The following is a 26,474-nucleotide window of genomic DNA, read 5'->3' on the forward strand; positions in this document are numbered from 1 at the left end:
CGCAACCGTCGACGCAGCGCTGCACACCTGTTCGTTCCGTCGAAGCGCACCACCCGCAAGCTCGCCAAGAAGGCGCGTAAGCACAGCTTCTGAAGGTGATCACCCGAAAGCCCCGCCTCGTTTTCAGGCGGGGCTTTCGCTCGTTCTACAGCGGTTTCAGCGCCCGGCTGGGCACCCAATGTGTGACGGTTTCGCTCCGGTCTCGCGACATCAGTTCGTAGGTGACGCGACCCAACCAATCGCCGTCGACGGTGATGGACCATTCGACCAGATCCCCCGGGACCACGCGTCGAACATCGAAGCCTTCCGGATTGAACTTCGACGCGTGATGTGGCGGTAGCGGGTAGAGGACGTTCAGATCGATCCACACCTTGAGCGGAGGTCTGAGCATCTTGAACGGACGCACGGCAGACGCGGGTCGAGGTTGAGCGCGTCGTGCCATCGTTCGATCATACGTTCGATTCGGACGCAGTCACACCTGTCCCCGCAACGAGAAACGGCCACCCGCACGCGAGGTGCGGGTGGCCGTCTTCGATCAGAAGGAATCAGATGCCGAGCGATCCTGCCAGGAACGGCCAGGACTTGTGCAGGTCGTCCTGCCAGTAGCCCCAGGAGTGGTTGCCGACCGGACGGAAGTCGACAGTTGCCGGGATTCCCAGCTGGTCGAGACGCTTGGCCAGGTTGGACGTGCAGAAGTTGGTGGCCAGCTCGATGCCGCCGCCGACGATGACCTGGTTGGCGAGCGTCGCCGGGTCGTTCTTCAGTCGCGGGTTGGCGAAGGTGTCGTTCGGGATGCCGGGCAGTCCGCTGCCGGTGCTCATGTAGATCTGGGTGCCGCGCAGCTTCTCGGCGTTGAGCAGCGGATCGTTCTCGCGCCACACGGGGCCGTCGAGCGGGCCCCACATGTTCTCGACGTTTCCGCCGCCGTACGTCTCGACGACGAGCTTGACGAACTGCTGACCGATCGGGTCCGAGGTCTGCGCGCAACCGCTGTATGCCGCGACACCGGTGAACTTGCCGGGGTACTTGATTGCGATGTTGAGAACCGACGTGCCCGTCATGGACAACGCTGCCAGCGACTGGCGACCGTTGGTGTCGAACTGCGCATCGATCAGCGGAGGCAGTTCTTCACCGAGGAAGGTGCTCCACTTGTTGCTGCCGAGCTTCGGATCGTCCTGCAGCCAGTCGGTGTAGTAGGACCACTTGCCCTTCTGCGGAGTCACGATGTAGGCGTTCTTGTCCGACAGGAAGGCCTCGGCGTCGGTCTGCGACTGCCACGATGCCGCATCCTCGCCGCCACCTGCACCGTTGAGCAGGTACAGCACCGGACGCGACACGCTCTCGTCGGCGGGGCGCTGCACCGTCACCGGAATGGTGCGGTTCATCGACGCGGAGTACACCTGGAGCTGAACCTGGCGGCCGTCGAGGGTGTTCACCGATTCGATTCGCGAGCCGTTGCTCGACTGAGTCGTTGCGGCGGGCAGTTCGTCCGCGGACGCGACGGGCGTCATCAGCGCGGTCGGAAGAATCGCCACTGCGAGGGCGACGGCCGCAGCCGAACCGAATCGCTGGAAGCCGTGTCGTCGAGATCGTGGCACGCTGTTTCACCTTTTCGTCGAGTTACACCGGTCGAGTTTCTACATCGGCCGAAGATGAGGTGACGTTACCTCGAGCAAACGTCCCGAGCGTTATGGACCGGACGAATCCGAGACGCGATCGTGATGCTCGCGCTCGGCCCTCGAACCGAGGACGAGACACACCAGGATGACGATCACCGCCACGACAACGCCGACGGGAAGTGGCGAATACAGCCAGACAATGGGCGGCACATAGTCGTCGGATGTCCCATCCGTCCAACCGAACACCCGCGGCGGTACCGGTGCCGACACCGAGAACAGCGTCAGTGCGAACGGTACGAGCGGACCGATGGTCGACGCCACCGTGCGCGTCGCTCGTGCCGATCCGACGAGCAATCCGACAGCGATGGGATGCAGCACGCAATAGCACACAGTCCCAACGGTATTGATCGAGTCGTCTCCGATGGGCAGAAGACCGGTGGCCGTCACAACGGTCAGCAGTGCACACGCGGCGGTGGTGAGATCGCGTCGCAGGCCCACTCCCACCGCTCCGACGAACAACACCGCGGCCACGACGAGTACCCACCACGACGCGTCGCCCCACCCGAGCGCATTGACTCCTGATGCCGCTATCGCCAAGCCCGACATCACGTATCGGCCGTCGAGGCCACCGAGGTCGAACGCAACACCGTATGCCACCAAGACGGCGATCGCGACGGCGAAAATCCACGTGCTCGCCGTCGACGTCGTATTGCCCAGATAGATGTAGACCACCAGACAGACGAATCCCAGCACGAGAGCGGCTACTGCGTCGGAGGTTTCGAATCGGCCCACGGATGCCCGCCGGACGGCCACGAGCAGCACGATAGTGGTTGCGAGAAGGAGGAGTAGCGGGACCGTGGATTCCACCAGATACGGCCCCAGCCCGTCCATCCACCGACCCTCACGCGGTCCGCGTAGCCGGGATATCGCGCTGTAGAACAACATGGAGCCCAGCAGTCCTACTGCAAGGCCGCCCGACGGGAGCCTGCGTCCACCGGCGATGAATCCGCAGATGCCGACCAGAGCGCCGGCACCGAGCGCATTGGTCGTCACCGCTTGGTTGGCCGCGATCGGCACGAAGGACGGCAGCGCAACCAGCAGCGAGCCGAGAACTGTTGCTAGGGCGGCCGATATCCGGGGCCGGCGGCGATGGACCGCCACGAGCACGAGCACCGCCATCAGAACCGTGAGAGAACCAGCCCATTGCGCGGTGACGAACGCTCCGTACCACTTCCCCGTCGACTCGATGTGGAACACATCCTGCCCGAGGGATTCACGAATCGAATATCCGGCCACGAATCCGCCGATGGCCGTGGCCACTACGGGCAATACGCGATCCGCTGCAATCACGCGTTCAATGTAGAGGGCTTCCCAATCGACGGCCATGTGTGGTCTATTCGACGCGAACCCAACGTCAGGAGTGCGCCATGTTTCGTCGTATCGCCGTCACGGTTGCTGTCGTCGCAGGTGCCGCCGCACTCGGAGTCGGTACCGCCGACGCCGACGAATGGCCCGTCGCGCCGCCGTACCCGAGCCCGACTGCTCCGCAGGACGTCACCGGAGTGTTCCTCACCCCTCAGGACCCGGACTACTGGAATCCCTTCGTCAGCGAGAATCGACTGACGTCCCCGTACGGCAACAGCACTCGCATCGTGTGCACCGGATTCCATGGCGTACTGCTGGAGTGCTGGCAGGCCGACTCGAACGGCAACCCGCACAAGCTCATTCCGCTGAGTATGGACTACCCGGGTTCGACTGGCCACTTGCTCCCCGGCGGCGGTCCACGGCACTTCGTCTATCCCGGCTACATCCCCGGCATCGGCTGACCCTGTCGACACCGCCGGCAACTGATCTGAGTGTCCACAATTCGCCCTGGTAAGCGGGATTTCGTACGAGGGTGACAATAGTGGGCGCTCAGGTCAGTTGTACGGCTTGCGCGCCGTTTCCGGGTCGCCGTAGGTGATTGCCCGTTCACGTCGTGTTCCGCTGAGAAGTGTTGCGCCCCAGTTGATCAGCGTTCCAGCTCGGTTGCGTTTACCGGCCAGGAATGCGATGTGGATGACGCCCCACGACACCCAGCCCAGGAATCCCGACATCTTCAGCGGCCCGGCCTGCACCAGCGCGTGGCCGCGGGCGATGTAGGCGGCAGTGCCCAGGTCTCGATACTTGAAATCCGCACGCACAGAACCGGATACATCTGCTGCGATTGCTGCGCCCGCTGCACGTCCACCCTGCATCGCCACTTCGGCGACACCGGCCAGACCGTTCAACGCCATGATGTCGCCGACGACGAACACGTTGCGGTGACCCGGCACGGACAGGTCGGGTTGCACGGCGATCCGTCCGGACCTGTCCTGCTCGACGCCCAGGGCGTCGGCCAGATTCTTCACGAACGGAACCGCTTCGACGCCTGCGGTCCACAGCACGGTGCGAGTGTCGTGGCGTGTGACGGTCTTCGGTTCGGCCTTGGCCGTCACCTCGACGTCGGTGGCCGTAACGTCGGTGACGTGAACGCCGAGATGCGTTTCGACTCCGACCGTGTCGAGGGTGCGCTGGGCCTTCTTCGTCAGGGAGTCTGGGAACGATTCGAGTACGCGGTCGCCACCGTGAAAGAGGAGCACCTTAGCTTCGGACGGGTGGATCGAATCGAATTCCTTCGCCAGCGCCCGGGTGGCGAGTTCCCTGATCTGCCCGGCCAATTCGACTCCGGTGGGCCCTCCACCGGCGACGGCGAAGGTGAGCCAGGGGCGACGCTCTTCGGGGGTGGGCAGGGACTCGGCCATCTCGAATGCCGAGATCAGTTTTCGCCTGATCGCCAAGGCGTCGTCGAGGGTCTTCATGCCCGGTGCCCACTGCACGTATTCGTCGTGGCCGTGATACGCCTGCTGCATTCCGACGGCAACCACGAGGTAGTCGTACGGCAACTCGAACGTCGACCCGTCGAAGCGGCTCGCCGTCACCACTCCGCCATCGCCCACGGTTGTCACCGAGGTCGCTTCACCGAGAGCCACCTTCACGTTCTTCTGCTTGCGCAACAGGTGACGCAACGGGCTGGCGATCGAGCCTTCGGAGAGAAGGCCGGTTGCGCACTGATAGAGCAGCGGCTGAAAGACATGAGAGGTGCCTCGTTCGAGAACGGTGATGTCGACATCCGAACCGTGCAGCCGGCGGGTTGCATACAACCCGCCGAAGCCGCCGCCGAGGACCAGGACCCGTGGACGTGACATCGTCGATACTCTCCCTCGATCCGACCCGCAGAACACAATTCCTCGCGCGTCACAGCGTACTCGAGGGCAACGGCGTGTAGTCGTCCCCCGCCGGGCCGCGCCCCGGTCTGGGGTGCGGCCCGGCAACGTACCGACAACGGATCAGCCGAGCATCCGCTGCATCGTGTCGATTTCCTGCTGTTGCGTGGCCACGATCGTGCGAGCCATCTCCTGCGCGTCGGGGTTCGAGCCGTCCGCAATCTCGTTGTTCGCCATCTCGATCGCGCCCTCGTGATGCTCGATCATCATCGTCAGCCACTGACGGTCGAACTCCGGGCCCGACAGACCGGTCAGGGCGTCCATGTCCTGCTGGGACATCATGCCCATACCCGAGCTGTGGTCCATTCCGCTCATCTCACCCATGTCCGACTGGGGTGCGGGCTGACCCCATTCGGCGAGCCAGGCCGTCATCCGGTCCATTTCCGGTTGCTGCGCGGCTTGGATCGCCGACGCCAGTGCCACGACGTCCGGATTGTCGGTGCGACCTTGAACCATGTCAGCCATGTCGACGGCCTGCGCGTGGTGCGGGTACATCATCCGCGCGAACATGACGTCGGCGTCGTTGAACTCCGCCGATGCCGATGCCGATGCCGAATCCTGAACGGAAGCCGATGAGGTAGTCGACGTCGACGAATCCGACGTGGTGTCGCTGCTGCAGCCGGCGACGAGGAATGCGCTCACCGTGGCGGCAGCCAGCGAAGCGACGAGTGTTGTACGCATGTGAATCTCCTTGAACGAGTGTGTAATACAGGGATCTAGGTATGTCGATCCGCCGGTGGTCGTGCGTCCACCGGGCTCCCTGTCACACTCGCAAGGTCACCGATCTGTCCAACTCCCACAGAGTCCACGGCGGCGCGCGCTCCGATATGGAATGGACGCGCCCACCGATCCCGTCCTCCGACATGACCGAGTGGATGCCATCGACGTTCGTCATCGGGACCGACAGCGCAGCCCACGACACGGTGGTTCCCGCGCACGGATGCATCATCTGATGTGCCGACGGGCAGTCGTGCTCACCGACTGCCACCTGAACCGGGTCCTCGTGGTGGGTCGCCGACGCCATGGCCGCATGCTCGCTTCTTGCCGACGTGGTCGGTGTCACCGAATGCATCAGCAGTACCCCGAGGATCGTCAGCGCGATCAGCAATCCGCTCGCCGAGGCAAAGCCCGGGCGACGGCGTCGGATCACTGAATGCATGTCACCGACGATAGCAAGACATACCCCCCAGGGGTAGCAGTCAGGGCATTCCGGCTCGAGCCGAAGGACTTCCGACTCTGTCTGCGCTCCAGCGAACCGTCCATGCTCGAGGTGTACCTGAACACGACAGTCAACGAACGGGAATACAACATGAATGCATCGAGTCGGGTCGTCGTCGGAGTCGACGGATCTGCCACATCGCTCGACGCGGTCCGTTGGGCAACGCGCGAGGCGATACGACGCCACGCCCCGCTCGAGTTGGTCACGTCGTCACTGTTCGCGCCGGGAACCTACGGCGATGCCATCAGCCTCCGGATCGGCGCGTTCGCAGATCCGGACGTCGAGGCCAAGCGGGTCCTGACCGCTGCGGTCGACGTTGCGCACAAGACCGCGGCAGGCAATTCGCTGATTCTCGACACTCGTCTCGAACATGGCTCGGCTGCACGCAATCTGACGCACTTCGACGTCGCGCCTGCCTTGATCGTCGTCGGTTCGAGAGGCCTCGGTGAGTTCACCGGCGGACTGGTCGGGTCGGTCAGTACCGCCGTCGTGTCACACGCCAAGTGCCCTGTTGCAGTGGTCAAGTCGAACACGGTCAGCGACGGGCCGGTGGTCGTGGGTGTGGATTGCACGTCCAACAGCCAGCCGGCCATCGGATTCGCGTTGCGCGAGGCGTCGATGCGAGGTGTCGACCTCGTTGCCGTACACGCGTGGAGCGACCTCGAGCTCGGGAGCGTGCTGACCCGCGACGAAGAAGGTCCGTGGGCCGATTCCGAACTGGCAGAGAAGACATCGCTGGCCGAGAGCCTGGCCGGATGGTCGGAGGACTACCCCGACGTCACCATCCGCCGGGTGGTGGTTCAGGACAGACCCGTTCGCGAACTGGTCCGTGCCTCCGAGAGCGCGCAGCTGATCGTGGTCGGTAGCCGCGGCCGGGGCGGCTTCGCCTCGATGCTGCTCGGTTCGACGTCCCGCGCGGTGCTGCATTCGGTCGATGTTCCCGTCGTTGTCGTACCCACGAACCGATGACCGCGTCCACCACCGAGACCACCTACAGCTCCGATGAACTCGACGCCGATCTGCGCTACTGGGCTGCCGCGAACTACCTGACGGTTGCCCAGATCTACCTGCAGGACAACGTATTGCTACGGCAACCACTGACGGTGGAACACATCAAGCCCCGACTGCTCGGGCACTGGGGCACCAGCCCCGGTCTGTCGATGATCTACACGCTGCTCAATCGCCTCATCTGCCGAACCGGTTCGGATTGGCTGTATGTCACCGGTCCCGGTCACGGTGGCCCGGCGTTGGTCGCGAACACCTATCTCGAAGGCACGTACAGCGAGATCTATCCCGACATCTCGCTCGACAGCGACGGTGTGCGTCGTCTGTGTCGCCAATTCTCCACTCCCGGTGGCATTCCGAGCCATGTGAGCGTGCAGACCCCCGGCAGTATCCACGAGGGTGGCGAGCTGGGGTATGCCCTGATCCACGCAGCGGGCGCGGCGTTCGACAACCCCGATCTGGTGGTCGCCTGTGTCGTCGGCGACGGGGAGGCCGAAACCGGTCCGCTGTCGGGTTCATGGAAGATCCCGGCGTTCCTGAACCCGGTTCGTGACGGCGCAGTGCTGCCCATTCTGCATCTCAACGACGCCAAGATCTCCGGCCCGACAGTGCTCGGGCGCAGCACCGATCAAGCGATTGCCGACTACCTCGGCGGTCAGGGTTGGGCACCGATCTTCGTCGAGGGCGACGATCCGCGAGAGGTGTTCCCGGCCTTGCAGTTCGCTCTCACCCGCGCCCACGACGATATTCGGAGAATCCAGCGTGCGGCCCGCGGCGGCGAGTCGCACCACGGAAGTGCATGGCCTGCAATCGTCTTGCGTACCCCGAAGGGCTGGACCGGGCCACACGAGGTCGACGGCAAGCTGATCGAGGGAACGCACTGGGCCCACCAGGTCCCGCTGTCCGGCGTCCGCGAGAACCCGTCGCATCTGGCGCAGCTCGAGCAGTGGTTGCTCTCCTACGATCCCGGATCACTCTTCGACGACAACGGCGTACCCGCGGCGCACATCAGTGAACTCACTCCGACGGGCGACAAGAGGCTCGGGGCCACTCCCCACGCCAACGGCGGTGTGCTGTTGCAGCCCTTGGTCATTCGTGAGCTCGAGAACTACGCTCTGACGATCGACTCCCCGGGACGCATCTCGCACGAGACGACCACCGTACTCGGGGAGATGATGCGGGATATCTACCTCGACAACGCACGACCCGACGGCGGTGGCACTTTCCGCCTGTTCTGCCCCGACGAGACCGCCAGCAACCGTCTGCAGGCCGTGTTCGAGGCCACCGACCGATGCTGGCAGCTGCCGACCACCGAGTTCGACGACAATCTGGCCGCCGACGGTCGCGTCATGGAGGTGCTCAGCGAGCATCTGTGTGAGGGCTGGCTCGAGGCGTACCTGTTGTCGGGCCGACACGGATTGTTCGCGAGCTACGAGGCTTTCGCGATGGTGAGCGTGTCGATGCTGATCCAGCACACCAAGTGGCTGCAGCATGCGGCCACTCTGGCCTGGCGAGCACCCGTCGCCTCGTTGAACGTGCTGCTCACCAGCACGTGCTGGCGCAACGACCACAACGGGTTCAGTCATCAGGGGCCCGGACTGATCGACGCGGTGATTCCTCTGGCACCGGATGTGGTGCGCGTGTGGCTGCCACCGGACTCCAATACTCTTCTCGCCGTTGCCGACCACTGCTTTCGGAGCCGCGGACACGTCAACGTGCTGGTGGTCGACAAACAGAGCCATCCCCAGTATCTGACGCTCACTGAGGCTCGCGCACACGCAGCAGCCAGTGCCTCGCGGTGGGACTGGGCCGGTACCGAGAACACCGCTACTCCGCGCGATCCTGAGATCGTGCTGGCCTGCGCCGGCGACGTTCCGACCGAGGAGACTCTCGCTGCAGCGGACCTGTTGCGTAACTGGACTCCCGAGTTGCAGGTGCGCGTGGTCAACGTCATCGACCTGATGGCGCTGCTACCCGTCGCCGATCATCCACACGGGTTCTCGGAGGATCAGTTCGCCGATCTGTTCACCGAGTCGGTCGATATCGTCTTCGCTTTCCACGGCTACCCCCGGGCGGTGCACCAGCTGCTGCACGGCCGCCCGAACGCGCAGAGATTCCACGTCCGCGGCTTCATCGAACAAGGCACTACCACAACACCGTTCGACATGGTGGTGCTCAACAAGATCAGTCGCTACCACCTGGCGATCGAAGCACTCGACCGAGCACACACGGCGTCGGCCGGTGCCGAGGAACTGCGGCAGCACTGCCGGGACCAACTGACCCGGCACGACGCCTACATCCGGAAACACTTCGAGGATCTACCCGAGATTCGCGAATGGCGGTGGTCGTGACGGATCGGTTGCTAACCGCGAGCGATGATCAGCGGACAGTCGACGCGGTGGGCCAGAGACCGAACGGTGGATCCGAGCAGCTGGCCACTGAAACCGGTGCGTCCGCTCGAACCGACCACCACGGCCTCTGCGCGCACCGCCGCGCCCAGGATGCGTTCGACGACGTCGCCGCGCAGCACTGTCTGCTTCACCACCACGTCGGGATACAGCTCGCTCCACCCGGACAGGTTTTCGGCCAACACGGTTCGGCCGTTGGACACGATTGCCTCGGACTTGTCCGACGTCGACGCGTCGGGTGACGAGACGAGTCGGTCCGTCGACACGTGGACTGCAACAAGGCCAGTGCCCCGAAGCGAGGCCTCCTCGAAGGCCAGCCGGACGGCCTCCTGGTTGTGCGCCGAGGCGTCGACCCCGAGGACGACCGGTCCCCGTGCCGAATGCAACTCCACGCTGCGCGGCACGATGACTACCGGACAGCGCGCCTGCACAGCCACCGCCGTGCTCACAGAGCCGAGCAGCTCGGCGAAGTACTCGCCGTTGCCGCGTGAGCCGACCACCATCATCGACGCGGTGGCGGACTCATCGATCAGCGCCTGAACAGTCGGTCCGACAATCGGTTCGATCATGATCGTCAGCGCGTCGGGTTTCTCGACCGACCGCCGCGCGACGAGGGATGCCGACGTCAGAATCGAATCCGCACGTGCATTCTCCTCGGCGCCGAGGTGCGACGGGAGTGCGACGAAACTGGTGTAGAGGGCCCTGATTTGGTACGCGGACACCAGCTTCAACGGTGCTCCGCGTAATTCGGCTTCGCGTGCGGCCCAGCCGACCGCGTCGAGTGACGAACCGGATCCGTCGACGCCGACGACGATCGCCCTCGCGTTCACGGTACTCATGCGTGCGGCACAACGAGGACGGGGCATTCGGCGTGCCGCAGGACTTTCGTCAACGTGCTTCCCGGCACGCGATCGCGCTCGTGCCCCACCACCAGCAGCTGTGCAGTATCGGACACCGCGACGAGTTCCGATCCCGAATCGGCCTCGGCGTAGACCGACGCCACCCGCACCGAAGGATAGTCGGCGCTGAAGGGTTCCAACCGGACGTCCATTGCCGACTCGGGGTGCAGATGATCGACCGGACCGCCGATGGCGCTGGCCAGAATGGTCGAGACAGTCTGGGTGTGCACGGCCAACACGCTCGCCCCGCGCATCGACGCTTCGTGGAATGCCTGCGCCACAACGAGGTCCGATGCCGAAACCTTCGCGTCTCCCAGAGCGGCGACGACCGCGCCGTCGCGCTCGGAATCGAAGGTGCGCACAACGGCCGCGGGGTTCGGTGAGCATTCGACCACCGTGCGCACCATGGATCCGAGAACCCGTGCAGCGATCGAATTCTCGGTCTTGGCACCCAATACGATCAGGCACGCAGACGCTGCTTCGGACAGCATCACCGTTTCCGGGACACCCTGTAGAACAACAGCTTCCACGATGACGGTCGGGTCGCTCGCCCTCGCTATGATCGCGGCCTGGTCCAAGACGGTGCGCGCATAGTCACCGTCCACGTCGGGTGCCCCGTATACCGTTTCACGCTGAATCTGGGGTTCGATCACATGTACCAGTCGCAGTGATGTTCCTCGGCCTCGCGCCTCACGCACTGCGAAGCGCACTGCATCGAGCGCGGCCGTCGATCCGTCGATTCCGACCAGAACGGGTCCGGTGGTGTGTGAGATGTTCATCGGGGTCCTCTCGGTGGTGCGACGCAGGATCAGCACCGTCACCGAAAACGCTACGAGATTATAGCCACTCGCGGTAACGGCCGGAGGTCATCGAAAAAGGTGACCAACGACTGGAGCCGTCAGGGCAGCGGTACCGCCCACGTCACATCGGTGCCGCTGCCGGAGGCACCGGGGCAGACGGTCATGGTCCCGCCGCACTCGGCCGCACGGGTCCCCAGGTTGGACAACCCACTGGTGGTGGTGTTGTCGGGCATACCGATTCCGTTGTCGGACACCACGATTTCGAGCTCGTTCCCCACCGACAGAGTAACGGTCACAGTGTCGCCCTGGGCGTGATGAACGACGTTGCTGACAGTCTCGCGGACAACGGCAACGGCATGATCGGCGAGTTTGGTGTCGACGACCGACAGTGGTCCGAACATCCGCACGACGGCACGGATATCGACGTTCTCGGTGAGTTCGAGTACCGCGCTGTTGATACGTTGCCGCAGCCGTGTTGCGGAGTGGGATGTGCTCTGCAGGTCGAAAATGGTCGTCCTGATGTCCTGCACCGTGTCCTGCAGGTCGTCGATAGTTCTGGACAGACGCTGCCGTAGGTCCGGGGACTCGGTGCGCTGCAGGGTGCTCTGCAGCGCCAATCCTGCAGCGAAGATCCTCTGAATCACGTGATCGTGCAGGTCACGGGCAATACGATCCCGGTCGGACAACACGTCGAGTTGATGCATCCGCCGACTGGCGTCCGCGATCTGCATCACCAGCGCGGCCTGGTTGGCGAAGTTCGAGACCAGTTCGAGTTGGGTCTCGTCGAACGGTCCCCGCCCCGCGGCGCGCAGAACCACCAGGACTCCACTGACGCCCTCTGCCACGCGGAAGGGTGAAATCATTGCGGGTCCGAAAGCAGAGCCCAGTTCCTTGACCCCGTAGTCGAGTCGCTCCTTCCGCAACGCTGTTCGACGCCGAAAGGCTACTCCCGAGCTCGAGCCCTCGATCGGAACGACTGCCCCGATCATTCGATCGGCCCCGAGTCCCTCACTGACCGTGACGACGAGTTGCGTGACATCCCCGAAGGCTTGGTCTGTGTCCTCGGGTACCGCGATGAACGCCGCATCGGACCCGGTCAGGTGCAACGACTTACGCGCCACCATCTGCAGTACTTCGTCGATGTCCGTCCCGGAAAGGAGCTCGGTGCCGATGTCCCGCGTTGCCTCCATCCACGCCTGACGCACCCGCGAGTCCTCGTACAGTCTCGAGTTGTCGATGGCGATGCCGGCGGCGGACGCCAACGCCTTGGTGACGACTTCGTCGTCCTCGGTGAACTGCTTGCCGCCCTTCTTCTCGGTGAGATAGAGATTGCCGAAGATCTCGTCGCGAACCCGAATCGGCACTCCGAGAAAGGTTTTCATCGGAGGATGGTTGCGCGGGAACCCCACCGATTCCGGGTGCGATGTCAGATCGTCCAGACGTAGCACTTTCGGTTGGTCGATCAATAGTCCGAGTACCCCGCGTCCGGTGGGGAGCGGGCCGATGGCCACCCGGGTGTCCTCGTCCATGCCGTAGTTGATGAACGCACTCAATCCGTGGCCTTCTCCGCGCACGCCGAGCGCACCGTACTGGGCGTCGACGAGCTTGACGGCCGATTCCACGATCGAACGCAGCGTCACCTCCAAATCGAGTCCCGAGGTGATGACGAGCATCGCGTCGAGCAGACCGTCGGCTTGAATCCTCGCATCGGCGATGCGACCGATACGATCCTGCACCTCGGCAAGCAGCTCCCCGAGCCGGAGTTGCGGTAGCGAAGACCGGGTTTCCCCGTGCTGGTCATCCATCCCGGGACCCCGGTTTCCGGTGGGCAGGCGGATCGCCGTCGGCGAGCTTCGACGCATACACCGCAGCTTGGGTGCGGCGTTCCATCCCGAGCTTGGCGAGCAGCCGAGACACGTAGTTCTTCACCGTCTTCTCCGCCAGGAACATCCTGGCCGCGATCTGTCGGTTGGTCAGGCCCTCTCCCAGCAGATCCAGCAGGGTGCGCTCCTGGGGCGTGAGGTGATCGATAGGGCCCGATGACGCCGTCCCGGCTCGCAATTTGTCCATCAACGCCGCGGCTGCACGGTTGTCGAGCAGCGACCGGCCGGAACCGACGTCCTTGATCGCTCGGGTCAGTTCCATGCCGGTGATGTCCTTGACGACATAGCCGCTCGCGCCCGCGAGTATCGCGTCGAGCATGGCCTGGTCCTCGGTGAACGAGGTCAGCATCATGGTCTTGAGGTTCGGCAGTCGATCGAGAAGCTCACGGCACAGTTCGATGCCGTTGCCGTCGGGTAGCCGCACGTCGAGCACCGCGACGTCGGGCTGCAGGGCCGGAATTCGGGCCAGCGCCTGCGCAAAACTACCTGCCTCGCCGATGACCTCGAGATCGGGATCGGAGTCGATGAGGTCGATCAGACCGCGCCGCACGATTTCGTGATCGTCCACCAAGAACACCGTGACCACGTCGACACCCCTCTACCTGCGTCCATGTCGAACGCCTCGACTTCTGAGCCTACGGGGGACGGGCGGCGGTGGTCCGACCTTTCGTCACCGAAACAGAGGACCAAAGTCCTCGGTCCAGGTGTTGTTGTCCTGCCGCGCCCGAGGCTGTGCGCGGCGTCTGATGGATGTTCGACACCACGACCGAGGAGGAAATCGATGGGTCCACTTCCGACCATCGTCGGGGTCGACGGTTCGGCGGCGGCTCTGGACGCGGTGCGCTGGGCCGCTCTCGACGCACGATTGCACCTGTCCGATCTGCTTGTCGTCTCGGCGACGTCGCTGCCCAAGGTCTTGACCGGGTTGGGCGTCCTCCCCGATACCGTGGTGCACCAGGCCAGATCGGAAACCGACCGAATTCTCAGCGAGGCCCGGGAGACTGCGTCTCGTGGGACGGCGACAGTCACCGTCGATACCGTCTCGTCCGAAGCCTCTGCGGTGTCCACATTGCTCGAACTGTCCGAGACGGCCCGCATGGTGGTCATTGCCACGCGGGGGCTCGGTGGCACCGAGCAGCGGTCACTCGGCTCGATCGGATTCGCCGTCACCACTCATGCTCGCTGCCCGGTCACCGTGGTGCGTGGCTGGACCGACGGCAGTATCGACCACGCGATCCAACCGGTGGTCGTGGGCGTGGACGGCACCAAGGCGAGCGCTGCCGCAATGACGTCGGCGTTCGAGGAGGCGGATGTTCGATCGGCACCACTGACTGCGGTGCACTCCTGGTCGGACACGGATCTGTCGATCGGCTTCCCGATTCGAGGAATGGAGTGGCCGGACAACCGACGCGCGGCTGCAGATCACTTGGCGCGGCTGCTCGAGCCGCACACTCGACTCCATCCGACGGTGTCGGTGCGGTCCGTGGTGGTCAAGGACAAACCGGTGCAGGCACTTCTCGATCACGCCCAAGGTGCTCAGCTGGTGGTGATCGGTAGTCACGGACGCGGCGGCTACGCGGAGATGATGCTCGGCTCGACCAGCCGGTCGGTGCTGACACGAGCGCACTGCCCGGTCACCGTCGTGCCGTCGCCCGGTCGCCTCGCCGCTGTCACCCACCGGCCCAGCATGTGACTGTCCCCGACCGGACAATGCCGTTCGTCGACCTACGAGGGTCCTAATGCCCTACGACGGCCGAGCCGAGCCGAGCACGCTGTGTCCATGAGCCGACCGGACAACAACGCCTCTGTTCGCGCGACACGCTCGATACCCGAGGAACTCATGAAGACGACACCGACCACATTGGTGGGGGAGTTCGACCGCTCGAACCTGTCGTGGTTCGAGTGGATCGTCTACCGACTCGTGCGCGGGAGTCGATCACGATGAGCTACGCCATCGAAGTACGCGCACTGAGCAAGAGCTACGGCGGGAAGCTCGTTATCGACGACCTGTCGTTCGTCGTCGAACCCGGCACTGTCACAGGCTTTCTCGGCCCCAACGGATCGGGTAAGTCCACCACGATGCGATTGATCGTCGGATTGGATCGCCCCAGCGCGGGCACCGCACTGATCGGGGGCGTCGAGTACGCGCAGCTGTACCGCCCACTACTCACGGTCGGCACCTTGCTGGATTCCGAGGCCGTCCACCCGGGCCGGACCGCATACGATCACTTGTTGTATCTGGCCCAGACTCAACGTATCCCGGTCACACGCATCATCGATGTACTGGAGCTGGTCGGTCTACGCGACGTCAGTGGCGAACGTACCGGGTCGTTCTCGCTCGGCATGAGAAAACGACTCGGAATCGCCGCGGCCCTGCTCGGCGACCCCGCTGTGCTGATCTTGGACGAGCCGATCAACGGGTTGGATCCGGACGGCATCTACTGGATGCGCAACCTCATGAAGAACCTGGCGGGAGAAGGGCGAACGGTCTTCGTCTCCAGCCATCTGATGGGTGAGATGGCCCAGACCGCAGACCATCTCGTCGTCATCGATCACGGCAAGCTCATTGCCGAATGCACTCCCGCCGAGCTGATTGCCCGCAGCAGTCGGGCCTCGGTGCTGGTCTCGTCGTCCGATTCTGCGCGGCTGGCAACAGCCATCGAGGCAACCGGGGGTACCGCCGTTGCCCTCGACGACGATCGACTCACCGTCAGTGATCTCTCGGCGCATCGAGTGGGGGAACTCGCCCAGCAGCAGAACATCGCGATCTATCAGCTGACCCCGCAACAGGCATCGCTGGAGGAAGCGTTCATGACCCTCACCCACCTCGACGACATCGAGCACGACCGACATCTCGTCACTCACTCACACGGACAGGCGACACCATGAGCATCACCGCACCGGCTCCCCTCGAGCGTGAGCGTCTGCGCATGGATGTTCCAGGACTGCTGGCGTCGGAGTGGACAAAGCTCAGATCACTCAGATCGACGGTCTGGTCTCTCGTGGCGCTCGTGGTCGTGACCCTCGGCTTCACCGGACTGTTCACCTGGTTCACAGTTGCGTACTGGGACAGGGTCGATCCCGTCTCGCAGTCGCAGATCGTTGCCGACCCTGCGCGTCAGATTCTCGGCGCGGGGTTTCAGCTCGGGCAGCTGGCGGTGTGCGTTCTCGGCGTTCTGGTGGTCACCAGTGAGTACGCGAGCGGCACGATCAGAGCCAGCCTGTTGGCGGTTCCCGCACGAATCCCTGTGTTGGCAGCCAAGACCGGCGTGTTCATGGCCGTAGTACTCGTGATCGGTGAGATCACAGCCTTCCCGACATTCTTCCTCGGCTCGGCCATCATGGATTCGCGTGCTTCGGTGTCGCTGACCGATCCGGGTGTGCTGCGAGCGGTGATCGGTGCCGGCCTGTACCTCGCGTTGCTCAGTGCCATGGCGGTGGCCGTCGGTGCCATCGTTCGTCACACCGCGGGTGCCATCACCGGCGTCATCGGATTCGTCCTCGTACTGGCCCCGCTGACACAGCTGATCCCCGGCACCGTCGGACGACACATTCAGGCGTACCTACCCTCGCAGGCCGGCAGCCTGATCGCCTCACCTCGGCAAGCCCCCAGCGACTTGCTCACTCCTTGGCAGGGATTCGGAGTCGCCGCGCTGTGGACCGTCCTGCTGCTCGCACTCGCGGCCTATCTCCTGCGCCGACGCGATGCGTGAGTCCGGGGCGGAGATCGCCGAGTCTGCCGGTGGCGCAATCCTGATCGCGTTCCATGTCCTGGCCTCGGTGCCCCTGCGCAAGTGGCGCACGACGTGGGGCGCGACGCCGGCCGAGGTCGACGAAACACTGCCCGGTGATGAGAGCGTGCCGCACCCGGCCTGGGGATACACCCATGCGATCGATATCGACACGACACCGGATCATGTGTGGCCATGGCTGATTCAGCTCGGTCAGCAGCGGGCGGGCTTCTACAGCTATCGAGGCTTGGAGAACATGGTCGGCTGCAACATCACGTCGGCGACGGGAATCGACCCTGGGTTCCAGACCCTCGCGGTCGGCGACTCCGTGCTCCTGCATCCGCAGTCACCACCGCTGACGGTGACCATGGTCGACGACGGGAGGGCGTTCGTGTTGTTGGGCGCAGACCCCGACTCGGCCGACCGGGCACTGTGGTCGTTTCATCTGCGCGCCCTGCCCGGGGGAAGGGCGCGACTGATCGAACGCGGAAGGTACTCGCATTCGACGTCACTGAAGAGCCGCGTCATCTTCGGTCGCTACTTCATCGAACCCATCGGGTTTGTCATGAGCAGAAAGATGTTGCGGACCATCGCGGCAAATGCGGCTGCGGCGCAACAGATCTAGCCTAGTGGCAACATCGTGTCCAGGCTCCCTGCCGTGAGTAGGAGACGACCCGCAATCCCCTTGCTCTGTGCCGAGCGGCGTTGCACGTGTCATGACGGGCCCTTCTCGGTGGGAATTCTGCGGTCCACTGGCACGCTAGCGACGCGACTATCGAACTCGGAAGAGTCCGAGGTACTCGATCGGTGGGGACTGTCGGCGGCCGACCGTGCGTTCGGCCGAACACAGCGAACACCTTCGGCGATCGGTGTGGGTCCTTAGGCCCTGTCTCCCGACTCTCTCACCCGGCAACATCATCGTCAGTGATGTTCACGTCAACCACCGACAGGACCGACCGGCATGACGCTCCCCCTCGCGCTCGACATCGCTGTATCCGCACTGTGTTTCGCAGTACTGCGGGGCGGTGTCCGGACCCGCATCTGCGCTACGGCACACGACATCGCCGCCCCCGACACGTTGGAGGAACTGTTTGCCGCTCGGTACGCACGTGGCGAGATCGACTTCGCTCAGTATCGAGATTCTTTGAAGCTTCTGTCGACGCAACTGCATTGCTGCCACTACTCCGATCTCGAGAAAGAAGAAGACATCATGCGCATCCTGATCGCGACGGCAAGCCGTCATGGTTCCACCCGTGAACTCGGGCAGTGGCTGGGTTCGTCGATTTCGGCGAGGCTGGCGAATTCCGCGGTACCGGCGACGGTCGATGTCCGTGATGCCGCCGATGTGGACAGCATCGCCGAGTACGACGCCGTCGTCATCGGGAGCGGCGTCTACATGGGCCGATGGCTCCGAGATGCCCGATCACTGGTTGCCCGTGAACAATCCGAGCTCGAGACCAGGCCGGTGTGGTTGTTCTCCAGCGGGCCGATCGGGAGTGATACACCCGCAGCGACGAGGTCGAAATGGAACGAGGCGTCCTGGGCGATCGAGCACAAGGTGTTCGGCGGCAAGCTGGACCGATCGATGTTGTCGAGATTCGAGCGCGCAGTGGTGAAGATGATCAACGCCGACGACGGGGACGACAGATCACGGGCGGAGGTCGACGAGTGGGCCGGTGCCATCTGCGCAGCCGTGGTCGCCCGGACCTCGAGCCCCCGGTGACGGCGACAGCGCCGGTCAGGGTGCCTGCGGAGGAAACCATCCGCGGGCATCACGCAGGGTCCGTCGCGCCACTTCCGCTGTCGGCGTTCCTGATTGCGCGGCCAACCGATGCAGTTCGGCCCGGCCTTCCACCGCGCTGCGCCCGCCCGCGATGAGCACGCCGATCGCCTGATTGACCTCGCTCACCGAAGCGAGTGCGTGGGTCCCGGATTCGGTCGACCCCGACCCGTCGGCACCGCGCAGGTGTCTGTCCAGAACGACGGAGTCGCCGACGAGCCCGAGCGACCGGCTCACGTCGGCGGCGAAGTCCGTGAGAGCGCCTGCGGTGCCGGACAGAATGAGCAGGTACTTCTCGGTACCGGTGCGGTGTGGGTCAGCGAGGGTGACTCTGAGCGACGACGCGGGCATGCGGTCGGCGCTGCCTCCCGTCGACGCCGACACCTCGAAGTACTCGCCGTCGACGATCACGGTAAGAGTTATCGAGACCACGGCCGGTACCGCCGCGTCGATATCCGCCAACAGCCGATCGACCGATTCAGCGAGGTCGACCGTGGAGCAGTCGAGTGCTGTGGTCAATCGCGCCAGGTCGGAGAGCATATGAGTATGCAATTTCATGGTGGATCCCCGAGCGGCCCGACCGCCTGTTCGATACTTTCAGGTCCTGCCACGGTGGCACTCCACCGTCAGGTTCGAGTGTGAGGCCCGAGTCGGACTCCCAGCCCCGGATTCACCCGCAACCTCGACGCTACGCGCTTGTGCTCACCCGATCCAGGGGTGGCGGTGACTCGACCGTGCAGTATTTCGCGACTCGGCCACCATCGATTGTGCGACCAGAGCGGTCTTCTTGTGCTCGGTCCGACCGATGGACCGCAGTGTGTCGTACCCTTCCGTGCCGCTGCACCCGGTTCTACTGATCAGTATGCCGATGGCCTGATCGATCAGAGCGCGACTACCCAAAGCCTTCTCGAGCTGCTCGGTCAGCTGTACCGCACTGTCCAACGCGCGCGCATTCTGCACCTGAATCGCTGCATTCATCACTACTCGATTCCTTGTGAGCACACGCGCTGGTCCAGCGCGTGTCTGCCCTCGAGCAACCCTACGGCGAATCGAACCGAAGGGGAACACTCATCGAGATCGGAGAGCCCCTCAGAACTCGAAAACCTGACGTGCGGTGACGCGTCCGGCCATCAGGTCGTCGAAGCAGTCGTTGACCTCGTCGAGTTTGCGCGAGACCGCCGATACCGTCGTTCGTCCGGCCTCGTGCAGTGCGAACACTTCACGCAGATCTGTCCTGGTGCCGACGATCGAGCCGAGTACGGAGATTCCGCCGACCACCGTCTCGAAGATCGGGATCGGGAACACGCCGTGCGCCGGCATCGACACGCACACCAGACGTCCTCCGCGGCGTAGTGACCGGAAGGCCTGATCGAACACACTCGGGATGACGGCCAGGACGATCGCGACATCGGCTCCACCGAGCGCCTGAATTGCCTCCACCGGATCGGTCGTCGCCGAGTTGACGGTGTGGTCTGCGCCGAGTTCTTTGGCGAGTTCGAGCTTCTCGTCCTCGATGTCGACCGCAGTGACGAATCCGCCCGCGATCTTGGCGTACTGCACGGCCAAGTGCCCTAGTCCGCCGACGCCGAAGATGGCCACGCGTTGCGCCGGGGTGACGCCGCCGACCTTGACTGCCTTGTACGTGGTGACGCCGGCACAGGTCAGTGGGGCGGCGTCGAACGAGGAGATTCCGTCGGGAACACGGACGACATACTTTGCATGGGCGACAGCGTATTCGGCGTACGCACCGTCGATCGAGTAGCCGCTGTTCTGTTGCGTCTCGCACAGAGTCTCCCAGCCGGACACACAGTGATCGCATTCGCCGCACGCCGAACCGAGCCACGCGATCGCGACCCGCTCACCGATTCGATCTCTCGACACCTGCGACCCGACCGCCTCGATCACTCCGACGCCCTCGTGCCCGGGGACGAAGGGCAAGGTCGGCTTGGCCGGCCAATCTCCCTGCGCGGCATGGATATCGGTATGACACACCCCGCACGTCTCCATCTTCACCAGCACCTGTTCGGGCGCGGGCTGCGGTATCGGAATGTCCTTGACGACCAGGGGCCCGCCGAACTCGGTGACAACAGCTGCTTTCATCGTAGAATTCCTCCAACTTTCGAAACCGGTGCCGTTCTCGACCGTCGAGCCATGCACACCGTCGATGGTCGGCGCTGCAGCGGCGGGCACGTAGGGCCGGAAGTCATCGACCGGTCGGGACGTCTCCCGAGGTGCGCGTGGGGAGGCAAAAGGCACAGCAGCCGTGGTCTTTCGTCCCTGGTGACTCTGGCGATCAGGGGCCACACTAGGCACCATGGACACTTCTGCACCCTCCGATTCGAAGACTTGCGAACGATGAACCTGTGGAGAAGACATCCGGGCGTTCGAACCGGTGATGCACTGACCACGGGTGAGCGTGCGGCGGATTACGTCCGAAACGGAATGGGATCCTGGCCGTTCGTCTTCCTGTTCCTGGGCGTGATGGCGCTGTGGGCCGCGTACAACCAGAACGACGGGTTCGATCCGTACCCTTTCATCCTGCTCAACCTGTTCCTGTCGATGATGGCAGGACTGCAGGGTGCCATTCTGCTGATCTCGGCCAAGCGCGCGGACTCGGTGAGCAGTGAGGTTGCCGTACATACACTTTCGAATACCGCACTGCTGCAGGACATGATCGAAGCGAATACCGTCTTGACCGAATCGGTGGCACAGTTGGCGGCAGAGATTCACGAGCACGTCTGCCCGTCCGCTCGGCGTGTCGGTGCAGGCACGTCCACGAAGGTTACGAGCCCGGTGTCCCAGCCCTGAGACAGGCAAGGATCTCTCGGGCCCAGTTGCACACACGAACCCAGTCTCGGAAGTCTCCGGCAACCGCGCCGGAGTTGTCGAAGATCTGACGTTCGCCCACCGAGAGCCGTTCCGCGTCGAGCCGACCGGGAAATGTTCGATGCGAGGATGCATCCAACATCGATACCGCGCGTGCGGCGTCGGCGGTGTCGTTGACCGGTCGGTCGCTCGAATGCAATGGCCCGCAGGAGAACAGCCACACGGGTGGGTGCGCAGACCTGGAGACCCGCTCGACGAGCCGCTTGGCGGCGGGGACCCACCGATCGGAATAGACGGCACTTCCGATGACCAGGGCGTCGTAGCCACTGATGTCGACGACGGAATCCGGAGCGCAGACCTCGACCTCGGCTCCCCCGTGCCGGAACACGCGGGCCATCTCCTGCCCGAGCGAGTTCGTCGCTCCGTGCCGTCCGGCGGTCGAGACCAGGATTCTCATGCGGTGCGACTTGCGAGGCGGTTCGTGTACGCCGTGATCCGCCACCCTCGGAGGGCGACGAGAACTCCCAGTATGCCGAACATGCCCTGCAGCCAACTCGTTTCGCCGATCACAAGCGGCTGGACCACTATCCAGGCAGCGAGCAGTACGCCCGCCGTGTGGGCGATGGGGCCGGTCTTGCCGCCACCCGCAAGAGCCGACGCCGCCGCCAGTCCCATCGGCACTCCGACGACCAGAACCAACGCGAGGCCGGCGAGCGCGGTATTCGACAGCGGCAGGCGTGCGTGCGCCTCGGTGCTCAGATCGATGGCACCCGAGGCCAAACCGATCGCGCCCCCGAAAGCGTTGATGGAAATTCCGGCGCACACTGCGCCCAGCCACGGCCATCGTCGGTCTTTCGTGGTGAGCGCTCGCGTTGTCGACATCATGGATTCAGCATGGCTGCCCGAACAACTCGCGAACTAGGGCACAAGGTCCGCCGCCACGAGGACTTCTCTCCACTTCGTCGTTCAGCGGCGAAAGAACGACCGCACAGTTCGCCGTTCCTCGCGCGGTGGCGTCGGGTTCTCACCGCAGGTGCAGCGGTGCGATGCCGGCACCGATCGCATGACGGCGTCGACATGTCGACCACAGCCACCCCATCCGGTCTTGCGGCACGTCGCACAGGTAACGGGATAACACATGAACTTCTCCTCTACGAGTCGTAAGAATCGATCAGGCCGGGACGTGGGCGTCGACCCAGGCGTCGTATCCGCCGGCCAGGTCCGAGACGTTCTCGAACCCGTGTGCGCGCAGTAGTGACGCAGCCACGCTCGAGCGCCACCCGCCTGCGCAATACACCACGATCGGCTTACCTGTCGGAACAGATGCAAGTCGAGTTCGTAGCTGCGCCAACGGTATCGGCGTCGCTACCGGTATCGTGCCGAGGTCGCGTTCACCGGGGTTACGAATGTCCACCAATGTCACCTCGCCTGCCGCGAGCATGGCGTCGAGTTGCTCGACCGTGGTGCGTGGGGCGGTCTCGACCAATTCGGTCAGCTCCACGGGGAATGCTCCGTCTCGGTCGACCACCAGGTAGCCGATTGCATTGTCCGATCCGATTCTGGCCAGACGCAGTGCGGCTTCCTGTTCCTCCCCTGGGTACGCGATGAGGACGATTCGTCCGCCGATCTCCGCAACCATGCCCCCGGTCTCGGCGAAACGACCGTCGAAACCCACATTGACCGATCCCCGAAGATGGCCGGCAGCGAAGTTGTCCACACTCCGCGCGTCGAGCACTCGGGTGCCGGCGGCAAGCTCGCCTCGGACCTGCTCCGGCGTCAACGCAGGGATCGTGCGGCTCGGAGACAGCAACGGGTGGATCTGCTTGTTCATCGCGGCGTCGGCGGCAAAGTACGACGGTGCCGCCGGCTGACCTTCGGTGACCAGCGCGACGAACGCGTCTTCGGTCATCGGCTGCACCGACGGGTTGGTCGCCCGCTGCTCGCCGATGGTGGAGGTCAGCTCGGTGGACAGGTTCTTGCCGCAGGACGAGCCGGCTCCATGGGCAGGCATGACGACGACGTCGTCCGGCAACGCCAGCAGCGTGTTGTGCACTGTGCGGTACATCGCTCGGGCGAGGTCGGCGGTGGATCCGTCCCCCAGGTTCACCAGATCGGGTCGCCCGACATCGCCGATGAACAGGGAATCCCCGGTGAGCACCGCCGTAGGCGTGGCCCCGGGGTGCTCGCGCACCAACACCGATATCGACTCCCAGGTGTGACCGGGCGTCGAGAGGATTTCGAGTTCGACTTCGCCCAGGGACAATCGCTCCCCGTCACGCAGTCGCCGGATCGGGTAGTCGGTCTCGGCGGCCTCGCCGAAACCGATCCAGGCACCGGTAGCGTCGACCAGTTCGAGGTGCCCCGAGACGAAGTCGGCGTGGAAGTGGGTGTTGACGACACCCTCGATCGTGAGGCCGTGTTTCGCCGCATCGTCCAAATACTCGGCGATGTCGCGGCGAGGGTCGACGACGATCGCACGTCCGGTGCCCTCGTCACCGATCAGATACGAAGCGTGGGAAAGGCATTCGAGGTAGTACTGCTCGAGGATCACGGTTTCCTCCGTCCGGACGTCGCCGAGCGAGTGTCGCTGGGCGGTAGACACAGTGTGCAATACCCCCTAGGGTATGTCAAGTACCCCCTGGGGTATGCAGGCATCTTCGATGGGAGTGAATACGCGATGACAGTGGGGCTGGCGCTCGGGTTCGGCGCCGTGATCGGAATTCTCCTCGGCCTGCTCGGCGGAGGCGGATCCATCCTTGCCGTTCCGGTGCTGGTGTTCGCCCTCGGCCTCGGCGTCGAGGAAGCGATACCCGTCTCGCTGATCGTTGTCGGTGCCGCCGCGGCTGTGGGGGTGATCCCGAAGCTGCGCGCCGGACGCGTCGAATGGCGACTGGCGGCGGTGTTCGCTGCGACCGGCATTCCCGCGACCTTCGCCGGCAGCGCCATCGGCCGATTGCTTCCGGACAGGATATTGCTGCTCGGGTTCGCCGCAGTGATGGTGGCCGCAGGAGCACGGATGCTCGCCGAGCGGGGTGATATCGGAACAGCCTGCACCACTTCGGCATCGGGCATCAATTGGAGACACTGCGCACCGCGCTCGATCCCGGCCGGCCTTGCTGTCGGCTTCATGACCGGGTTGTTCGGCGTCGGAGGTGGATTCCTCATCATTCCGGTGCTCGTGCTGATGCTCGGCATCGAAATGTCGGTCGCGGTCGGCACCTCGCTGGTGATCATCGTCGCCAACTCCGTCGCGGGTCTGTTCTCACATCTGAGCGGCACGACCATCGACTGGTCGATCACCCTTGCCTTCGCCGGCACGGCAATCCTCGGCTCCGTCGTGACCGCATACTTCGGAACTCGTCTCGATACGGCGCGGCTGCAACGCCTGTTCGCCTACCTGGTGTTCGCCGTCGCCGGGTACGTCGTCATCGACGCTGTTCTTCTGAGCTGATCGGGACGTCTTCGGGTCCCATGTCGAGCCGGAACGGTGGGTAGTCGTCGGTCATCAGGGCCGCGTAGGCCGCGACTCGATACACCCACCGGTTGATGCCGAGCACCAGGTCGAACAGACCTTTCGGATAGCGACCGGTGAACAGCAGCGATACTGCGACGATCAGGACGAGCACACCGAGGACGGAGCCGAACAGATACGGCTGGCCCGTGGGGCCGGCGTCCCCGCTACCGGCCAGCCGGAAGCCGGCATACCAGCCGCCGGCCAGCAGGGAGAGCACCAGGTAGTGCGGGATTGCCAAGAGCCACCACTTGATCAATACCTTTCCCCGTGAAAGCTTTTCGGGATAGTCCACCGTTAAGTCGGCGGGATAGCTCGCGTGATGCAGGGTGAACGGCGGGTAGCGATCGGTCCCCAGCGCCGAGTACGAGTAGAACTGCACACGCCACATCCATCGGAGAACGCCGACGTTGAAGTGGAACAGCCCGCGCGGATATCTTCCGGTAAACAGGATGGCCACGCCGGCAACGAATGTCGTGACGACAAACCCTGCCGCGAGAAAGACCAAAACGACGTAATGCGGCATGGCCAGAAGCCATTTGACGATCCACAAGCCACGGGACAGCGACTCGGGACGCTCGCCCGTCAGCGTGACCGGATATCGAGACCGTTCGATGCTGCCGGACACCGGGATGGGTTCGGCAAGTGGTTCCGAGACGGGGTCGGAGTCGGACCTCCTCCCGAGCCCGGACGCTCCGAACACGATGGACACGACACCGAACACCAGAAGGATTGCAGAGCCCGCGAGAACAAATGCGGCCACCGGTCCGAGCGACTGCACTCGAACGCCTGCACTCACGTCCACGTCGATGCCGGCGCTACCGTCGGCATTCATGACGACCAACGTCCACGAGCCGCCCTGTGGCGTCCATTCCACCTGTGTAGTCCCGATGCCGCTCGAGCGGGCCGACCACCACTGCTGATCCAGCGGCGGACCGGACGGTTCGCCGCCGGCGACGGTGTCGTATCGAGCCCGGAAGGGCGAGAACTCGACGTCGGTGACCACGGTGTGCGCCACACCGCGAAGGTAGTCGTCGACCTCCGCGGTGGGCGCGACGCCGATCAGTACTTCGCGTGCAGGGTCGGACGAGGTGACCCGGGCCGAGACTGTCACTTCGTCCGCCACCTGCCAGTCGATCGCACCGACCAGCGAGACGTCCTCGGACACAAGCGCATACGACGCCGTCGTCAACGGTGCAGTCGGCAAGCTGATTCGCCCCTCGTCGTCCTGCGCGAGGTAACCGGCGAACAGGAGTAGGCCGACACCGAGCATGGCGAAGGACACGAATGCCACCACACATCCGACGACGAGCGCGAGAATTCTGTTGATTCCCATCGGGCATCCTTCGGTCGATACAGCTCGTACTGCTTCGGGCATCCGGCAGTCCGGACGACGCTACGAGGCCGGCGACGACGACAGAGGGGCCTTCGGTAACCGGCCTGCCGACGAAAGGCCCTACATCACGTGACACGCGTCGGCCACCCTCG

General features: G+C 64.2%; 28 protein-coding genes. 11 read left to right on the forward strand and 17 right to left on the reverse strand.

The window, feature by feature from the left end; translation table 11 throughout:
- Positions 1–145: 145 nt before the first annotated feature.
- The 3 genes from AB0O58_RS02250 to AB0O58_RS02260 all read right to left on the reverse strand — a co-directional run bounded on the left by AB0O58_RS02250 (position 146) and on the right by AB0O58_RS02260 (position 2,969).
- A complete protein-coding gene (locus AB0O58_RS02250; RefSeq protein ID WP_027495602.1) occupies positions 146–442 on the reverse strand; it encodes a hypothetical protein in 297 nt (98 codons plus the stop codon).
- A gap of 103 nt (positions 443–545) precedes the next feature.
- Complete coding sequence (locus tag AB0O58_RS02255; RefSeq protein ID WP_205914390.1) at positions 546–1,511, reverse strand: alpha/beta hydrolase family protein; 966 nt, start codon at positions 1,509–1,511, stop codon at positions 546–548.
- A 177-nt stretch (positions 1,512–1,688) separates the two neighbouring features.
- Entirely contained in the window at positions 1,689–2,969 is a 1,281-nt protein-coding gene (locus tag AB0O58_RS02260; RefSeq protein WP_366237801.1) for a hypothetical protein, read from the reverse strand.
- Positions 2,970–3,046: 77 nt separating this feature from the next.
- Between AB0O58_RS02260 and AB0O58_RS02265 the strand changes: the two genes are divergently transcribed.
- Complete coding sequence (locus AB0O58_RS02265) at positions 3,047–3,445, forward strand: hypothetical protein (protein WP_032400384.1); 399 nt, start codon at positions 3,047–3,049, stop codon at positions 3,443–3,445.
- Between the two features lie 93 nt (positions 3,446–3,538).
- Here the strand turns inward: AB0O58_RS02265 and AB0O58_RS02270 are convergent, their stop codons facing one another.
- The 3 genes from AB0O58_RS02270 to AB0O58_RS02280 form a co-directional block, all read right to left on the reverse strand.
- On the reverse strand, positions 3,539–4,846 hold the full coding sequence (locus AB0O58_RS02270) for an NAD(P)/FAD-dependent oxidoreductase (protein ID WP_204857612.1): 1,308 nt from the start codon (positions 4,844–4,846) through the stop codon (positions 3,539–3,541).
- A 141-nt stretch (positions 4,847–4,987) separates the two neighbouring features.
- On the reverse strand, positions 4,988–5,605 hold the full coding sequence (locus AB0O58_RS02275; RefSeq protein ID WP_032400362.1) for a DUF305 domain-containing protein: 618 nt from the start codon (positions 5,603–5,605) through the stop codon (positions 4,988–4,990).
- Between the two features lie 82 nt (positions 5,606–5,687).
- Positions 5,688–6,083: a DUF6153 family protein gene (locus AB0O58_RS02280; protein ID WP_032400361.1), complete on the reverse strand. Its 396-nt coding sequence runs from the start codon at positions 6,081–6,083 to the stop codon at positions 5,688–5,690.
- A gap of 150 nt (positions 6,084–6,233) precedes the next feature.
- Here AB0O58_RS02280 and AB0O58_RS02285 point away from each other — a divergent pair, with 150 nt between their 5' ends.
- Both AB0O58_RS02285 and AB0O58_RS02290 read left to right on the forward strand, forming a co-directional pair.
- On the forward strand, positions 6,234–7,112 hold the full coding sequence (locus AB0O58_RS02285; protein WP_032400383.1) for a universal stress protein: 879 nt from the start codon (positions 6,234–6,236) through the stop codon (positions 7,110–7,112).
- Positions 7,109–9,499, forward strand: coding sequence for a phosphoketolase family protein (locus AB0O58_RS02290; RefSeq protein ID WP_366237802.1), 2,391 nt, complete (start codon positions 7,109–7,111; stop codon positions 9,497–9,499). The genes AB0O58_RS02285 and AB0O58_RS02290 overlap by 4 nt, the downstream gene beginning before the upstream one ends.
- An 11-nt stretch (positions 9,500–9,510) precedes the next feature.
- Here the strand turns inward: AB0O58_RS02290 and AB0O58_RS02295 are convergent, their stop codons facing one another.
- The 4 genes from AB0O58_RS02295 to AB0O58_RS02310 form a co-directional block, all read right to left on the reverse strand.
- The gene (locus AB0O58_RS02295; protein ID WP_322544588.1) at positions 9,511–10,395 is read right to left on the reverse strand and encodes a universal stress protein; all 885 of its coding nucleotides are present in this window, start codon (positions 10,393–10,395) and stop codon (positions 9,511–9,513) included.
- Positions 10,392–11,276 carry a universal stress protein gene (locus AB0O58_RS02300; protein WP_322544589.1) on the reverse strand — a complete coding sequence of 295 codons (885 nt, stop codon included), beginning with the start codon at positions 11,274–11,276 and terminating at the stop codon, positions 10,392–10,394. The genes AB0O58_RS02295 and AB0O58_RS02300 overlap by 4 nt, the downstream gene beginning before the upstream one ends.
- Before the next feature lie 77 nt (positions 11,277–11,353).
- The gene (locus AB0O58_RS02305) at positions 11,354–13,060 is read right to left on the reverse strand and encodes a GAF domain-containing protein (RefSeq protein WP_322544590.1); all 1,707 of its coding nucleotides are present in this window, start codon (positions 13,058–13,060) and stop codon (positions 11,354–11,356) included.
- Positions 13,053–13,724 carry a response regulator transcription factor gene (locus tag AB0O58_RS02310; RefSeq protein WP_032374979.1) on the reverse strand — a complete coding sequence of 224 codons (672 nt, stop codon included), beginning with the start codon at positions 13,722–13,724 and terminating at the stop codon, positions 13,053–13,055. The genes AB0O58_RS02305 and AB0O58_RS02310 overlap by 8 nt, the downstream gene beginning before the upstream one ends.
- A 195-nt stretch (positions 13,725–13,919) precedes the next feature.
- Here AB0O58_RS02310 and AB0O58_RS02315 point away from each other — a divergent pair, with 195 nt between their 5' ends.
- The 6 genes from AB0O58_RS02315 to AB0O58_RS02340 all read left to right on the forward strand — a co-directional run bounded on the left by AB0O58_RS02315 (position 13,920) and on the right by AB0O58_RS02340 (position 18,592).
- The gene (locus AB0O58_RS02315; protein ID WP_366237803.1) at positions 13,920–14,831 is read left to right on the forward strand and encodes a universal stress protein; all 912 of its coding nucleotides are present in this window, start codon (positions 13,920–13,922) and stop codon (positions 14,829–14,831) included.
- Between the two features lie 87 nt (positions 14,832–14,918).
- Positions 14,919–15,083, forward strand: a complete 165-nt coding sequence (locus tag AB0O58_RS02320) for a hypothetical protein (RefSeq protein ID WP_155288688.1) — start codon at positions 14,919–14,921, stop codon at positions 15,081–15,083.
- Complete coding sequence (locus AB0O58_RS02325; protein ID WP_032400357.1) at positions 15,080–16,027, forward strand: ATP-binding cassette domain-containing protein; 948 nt, start codon at positions 15,080–15,082, stop codon at positions 16,025–16,027. The genes AB0O58_RS02320 and AB0O58_RS02325 overlap by 4 nt, the downstream gene beginning before the upstream one ends.
- Positions 16,024–16,851, forward strand: coding sequence for an ABC transporter permease subunit (locus AB0O58_RS02330; RefSeq protein ID WP_032400356.1), 828 nt, complete (start codon positions 16,024–16,026; stop codon positions 16,849–16,851). Before AB0O58_RS02325 ends, AB0O58_RS02330 begins: the two co-directional genes overlap by 4 nt.
- Positions 16,844–17,494: a hypothetical protein gene (locus tag AB0O58_RS02335; protein WP_051365012.1), complete on the forward strand. Its 651-nt coding sequence runs from the start codon at positions 16,844–16,846 to the stop codon at positions 17,492–17,494. Before AB0O58_RS02330 ends, AB0O58_RS02335 begins: the two co-directional genes overlap by 8 nt.
- A gap of 336 nt (positions 17,495–17,830) precedes the next feature.
- Positions 17,831–18,592 carry a flavodoxin domain-containing protein gene (locus AB0O58_RS02340; protein WP_230593456.1) on the forward strand — a complete coding sequence of 254 codons (762 nt, stop codon included), beginning with the start codon at positions 17,831–17,833 and terminating at the stop codon, positions 18,590–18,592.
- 15 nt (positions 18,593–18,607) lie between these two features.
- Here AB0O58_RS02340 and AB0O58_RS02345 read toward each other — a convergent pair whose 3' ends face one another.
- The 3 genes from AB0O58_RS02345 to adhP all read right to left on the reverse strand — a co-directional run bounded on the left by AB0O58_RS02345 (position 18,608) and on the right by adhP (position 20,749).
- Positions 18,608–19,207: a hypothetical protein gene (locus AB0O58_RS02345; protein ID WP_032400355.1), complete on the reverse strand. Its 600-nt coding sequence runs from the start codon at positions 19,205–19,207 to the stop codon at positions 18,608–18,610.
- 144 nt (positions 19,208–19,351) lie between these two features.
- The gene (locus AB0O58_RS02350; RefSeq protein WP_052061495.1) at positions 19,352–19,627 is read right to left on the reverse strand and encodes an ANTAR domain-containing protein; all 276 of its coding nucleotides are present in this window, start codon (positions 19,625–19,627) and stop codon (positions 19,352–19,354) included.
- A 111-nt stretch (positions 19,628–19,738) separates the two neighbouring features.
- On the reverse strand, positions 19,739–20,749 hold the full coding sequence (gene adhP / locus AB0O58_RS02355; protein ID WP_322544593.1) for an alcohol dehydrogenase AdhP: 1,011 nt from the start codon (positions 20,747–20,749) through the stop codon (positions 19,739–19,741).
- A gap of 255 nt (positions 20,750–21,004) precedes the next feature.
- Between adhP and AB0O58_RS02360 the strand changes: the two genes are divergently transcribed.
- Positions 21,005–21,457: a DUF1003 domain-containing protein gene (locus AB0O58_RS02360; RefSeq protein ID WP_032374976.1), complete on the forward strand. Its 453-nt coding sequence runs from the start codon at positions 21,005–21,007 to the stop codon at positions 21,455–21,457.
- Here AB0O58_RS02360 and AB0O58_RS02365 read toward each other — a convergent pair.
- From AB0O58_RS02365 to AB0O58_RS02375, 3 genes are all read right to left on the reverse strand, one after another.
- Entirely contained in the window at positions 21,432–21,932 is a 501-nt protein-coding gene (locus AB0O58_RS02365) for a flavodoxin domain-containing protein (protein ID WP_032374975.1), read from the reverse strand. The two genes, AB0O58_RS02360 and AB0O58_RS02365, sit on opposite strands and share 26 nt — an antisense overlap.
- Positions 21,929–22,360 (reverse strand): hypothetical protein, encoded by a 432-nt coding sequence (locus AB0O58_RS02370; protein WP_032374974.1) that lies wholly within the window; start codon positions 22,358–22,360, stop codon positions 21,929–21,931. Before AB0O58_RS02370 ends, AB0O58_RS02365 begins: the two co-directional genes overlap by 4 nt.
- Positions 22,361–22,646: 286 nt before the next feature.
- Positions 22,647–24,026, reverse strand: coding sequence for an MBL fold metallo-hydrolase (locus tag AB0O58_RS02375; RefSeq protein WP_032374973.1), 1,380 nt, complete (start codon positions 24,024–24,026; stop codon positions 22,647–22,649).
- Between the two features lie 126 nt (positions 24,027–24,152).
- On the opposite strand from AB0O58_RS02375, the gene AB0O58_RS02380 reads away from it, so the two are divergent.
- Positions 24,153–24,926, forward strand: coding sequence for a sulfite exporter TauE/SafE family protein (locus AB0O58_RS02380; RefSeq protein ID WP_366237804.1), 774 nt, complete (start codon positions 24,153–24,155; stop codon positions 24,924–24,926).
- Here the strand turns inward: AB0O58_RS02380 and AB0O58_RS02385 are convergent.
- Entirely contained in the window at positions 24,901–26,322 is a 1,422-nt protein-coding gene (locus AB0O58_RS02385; protein WP_045841147.1) for a DUF4389 domain-containing protein, read from the reverse strand. The genes AB0O58_RS02380 and AB0O58_RS02385 overlap by 26 nt on opposite strands.
- Positions 26,323–26,474 lie beyond the last annotated feature (152 nt).

This window comes from Rhodococcus sp. NPDC080181 (assembly GCF_040702225.1).
GTDB lineage: Bacteria > Actinomycetota > Actinomycetes > Mycobacteriales > Mycobacteriaceae > Rhodococcoides > Rhodococcoides fascians.

Coding starts and splice junctions, on each gene's coding strand:
- AB0O58_RS02360 (WP_032374976.1), top strand. CDS start 21,005: ATGAACCTGTGGAGAAGACATCCGGGCGTTCGAACCGGTGATGCACTG.
- AB0O58_RS02365 (WP_032374975.1), bottom strand. CDS start 21,932: ATGAGAATCCTGGTCTCGACCGCCGGACGGCACGGAGCGACGAACTCG.
- AB0O58_RS02285 (WP_032400383.1), top strand. CDS start 6,234: ATGAATGCATCGAGTCGGGTCGTCGTCGGAGTCGACGGATCTGCCACA.
- AB0O58_RS02315 (WP_366237803.1), top strand. CDS start 13,920: ATGGGTCCACTTCCGACCATCGTCGGGGTCGACGGTTCGGCGGCGGCT.
- AB0O58_RS02335 (WP_051365012.1), top strand. CDS start 16,844: ATGCGTGAGTCCGGGGCGGAGATCGCCGAGTCTGCCGGTGGCGCAATC.
- AB0O58_RS02265 (WP_032400384.1), top strand. CDS start 3,047: ATGTTTCGTCGTATCGCCGTCACGGTTGCTGTCGTCGCAGGTGCCGCC.
- AB0O58_RS02320 (WP_155288688.1), top strand. CDS start 14,919: ATGAGCCGACCGGACAACAACGCCTCTGTTCGCGCGACACGCTCGATA.
- AB0O58_RS02290 (WP_366237802.1), top strand. CDS start 7,109: ATGACCGCGTCCACCACCGAGACCACCTACAGCTCCGATGAACTCGAC.
- AB0O58_RS02250 (WP_027495602.1), bottom strand. CDS start 442: ATGGCACGACGCGCTCAACCTCGACCCGCGTCTGCCGTGCGTCCGTTC.
- AB0O58_RS02270 (WP_204857612.1), bottom strand. CDS start 4,846: ATGTCACGTCCACGGGTCCTGGTCCTCGGCGGCGGCTTCGGCGGGTTG.
- AB0O58_RS02305 (WP_322544590.1), bottom strand. CDS start 13,060: ATGGATGACCAGCACGGGGAAACCCGGTCTTCGCTACCGCAACTCCGG.
- AB0O58_RS02325 (WP_032400357.1), top strand. CDS start 15,080: ATGAGCTACGCCATCGAAGTACGCGCACTGAGCAAGAGCTACGGCGGG.
- AB0O58_RS02385 (WP_045841147.1), bottom strand. CDS start 26,322: ATGGGAATCAACAGAATTCTCGCGCTCGTCGTCGGATGTGTGGTGGCA.
- AB0O58_RS02345 (WP_032400355.1), bottom strand. CDS start 19,207: ATGAAATTGCATACTCATATGCTCTCCGACCTGGCGCGATTGACCACA.
- AB0O58_RS02370 (WP_032374974.1), bottom strand. CDS start 22,360: ATGATGTCGACAACGCGAGCGCTCACCACGAAAGACCGACGATGGCCG.
- AB0O58_RS02350 (WP_052061495.1), bottom strand. CDS start 19,627: ATGAATGCAGCGATTCAGGTGCAGAATGCGCGCGCGTTGGACAGTGCG.
- AB0O58_RS02255 (WP_205914390.1), bottom strand. CDS start 1,511: ATGACGCCCGTCGCGTCCGCGGACGAACTGCCCGCCGCAACGACTCAG.
- AB0O58_RS02280 (WP_032400361.1), bottom strand. CDS start 6,083: ATGCATTCAGTGATCCGACGCCGTCGCCCGGGCTTTGCCTCGGCGAGC.
- AB0O58_RS02380 (WP_366237804.1), top strand. CDS start 24,153: ATGACAGTGGGGCTGGCGCTCGGGTTCGGCGCCGTGATCGGAATTCTC.
- AB0O58_RS02295 (WP_322544588.1), bottom strand. CDS start 10,395: ATGAGTACCGTGAACGCGAGGGCGATCGTCGTCGGCGTCGACGGATCC.
- adhP (WP_322544593.1), bottom strand. CDS start 20,749: ATGAAAGCAGCTGTTGTCACCGAGTTCGGCGGGCCCCTGGTCGTCAAG.
- AB0O58_RS02340 (WP_230593456.1), top strand. CDS start 17,831: ATGACGCTCCCCCTCGCGCTCGACATCGCTGTATCCGCACTGTGTTTC.
- AB0O58_RS02330 (WP_032400356.1), top strand. CDS start 16,024: ATGAGCATCACCGCACCGGCTCCCCTCGAGCGTGAGCGTCTGCGCATG.
- AB0O58_RS02275 (WP_032400362.1), bottom strand. CDS start 5,605: ATGCGTACAACACTCGTCGCTTCGCTGGCTGCCGCCACGGTGAGCGCA.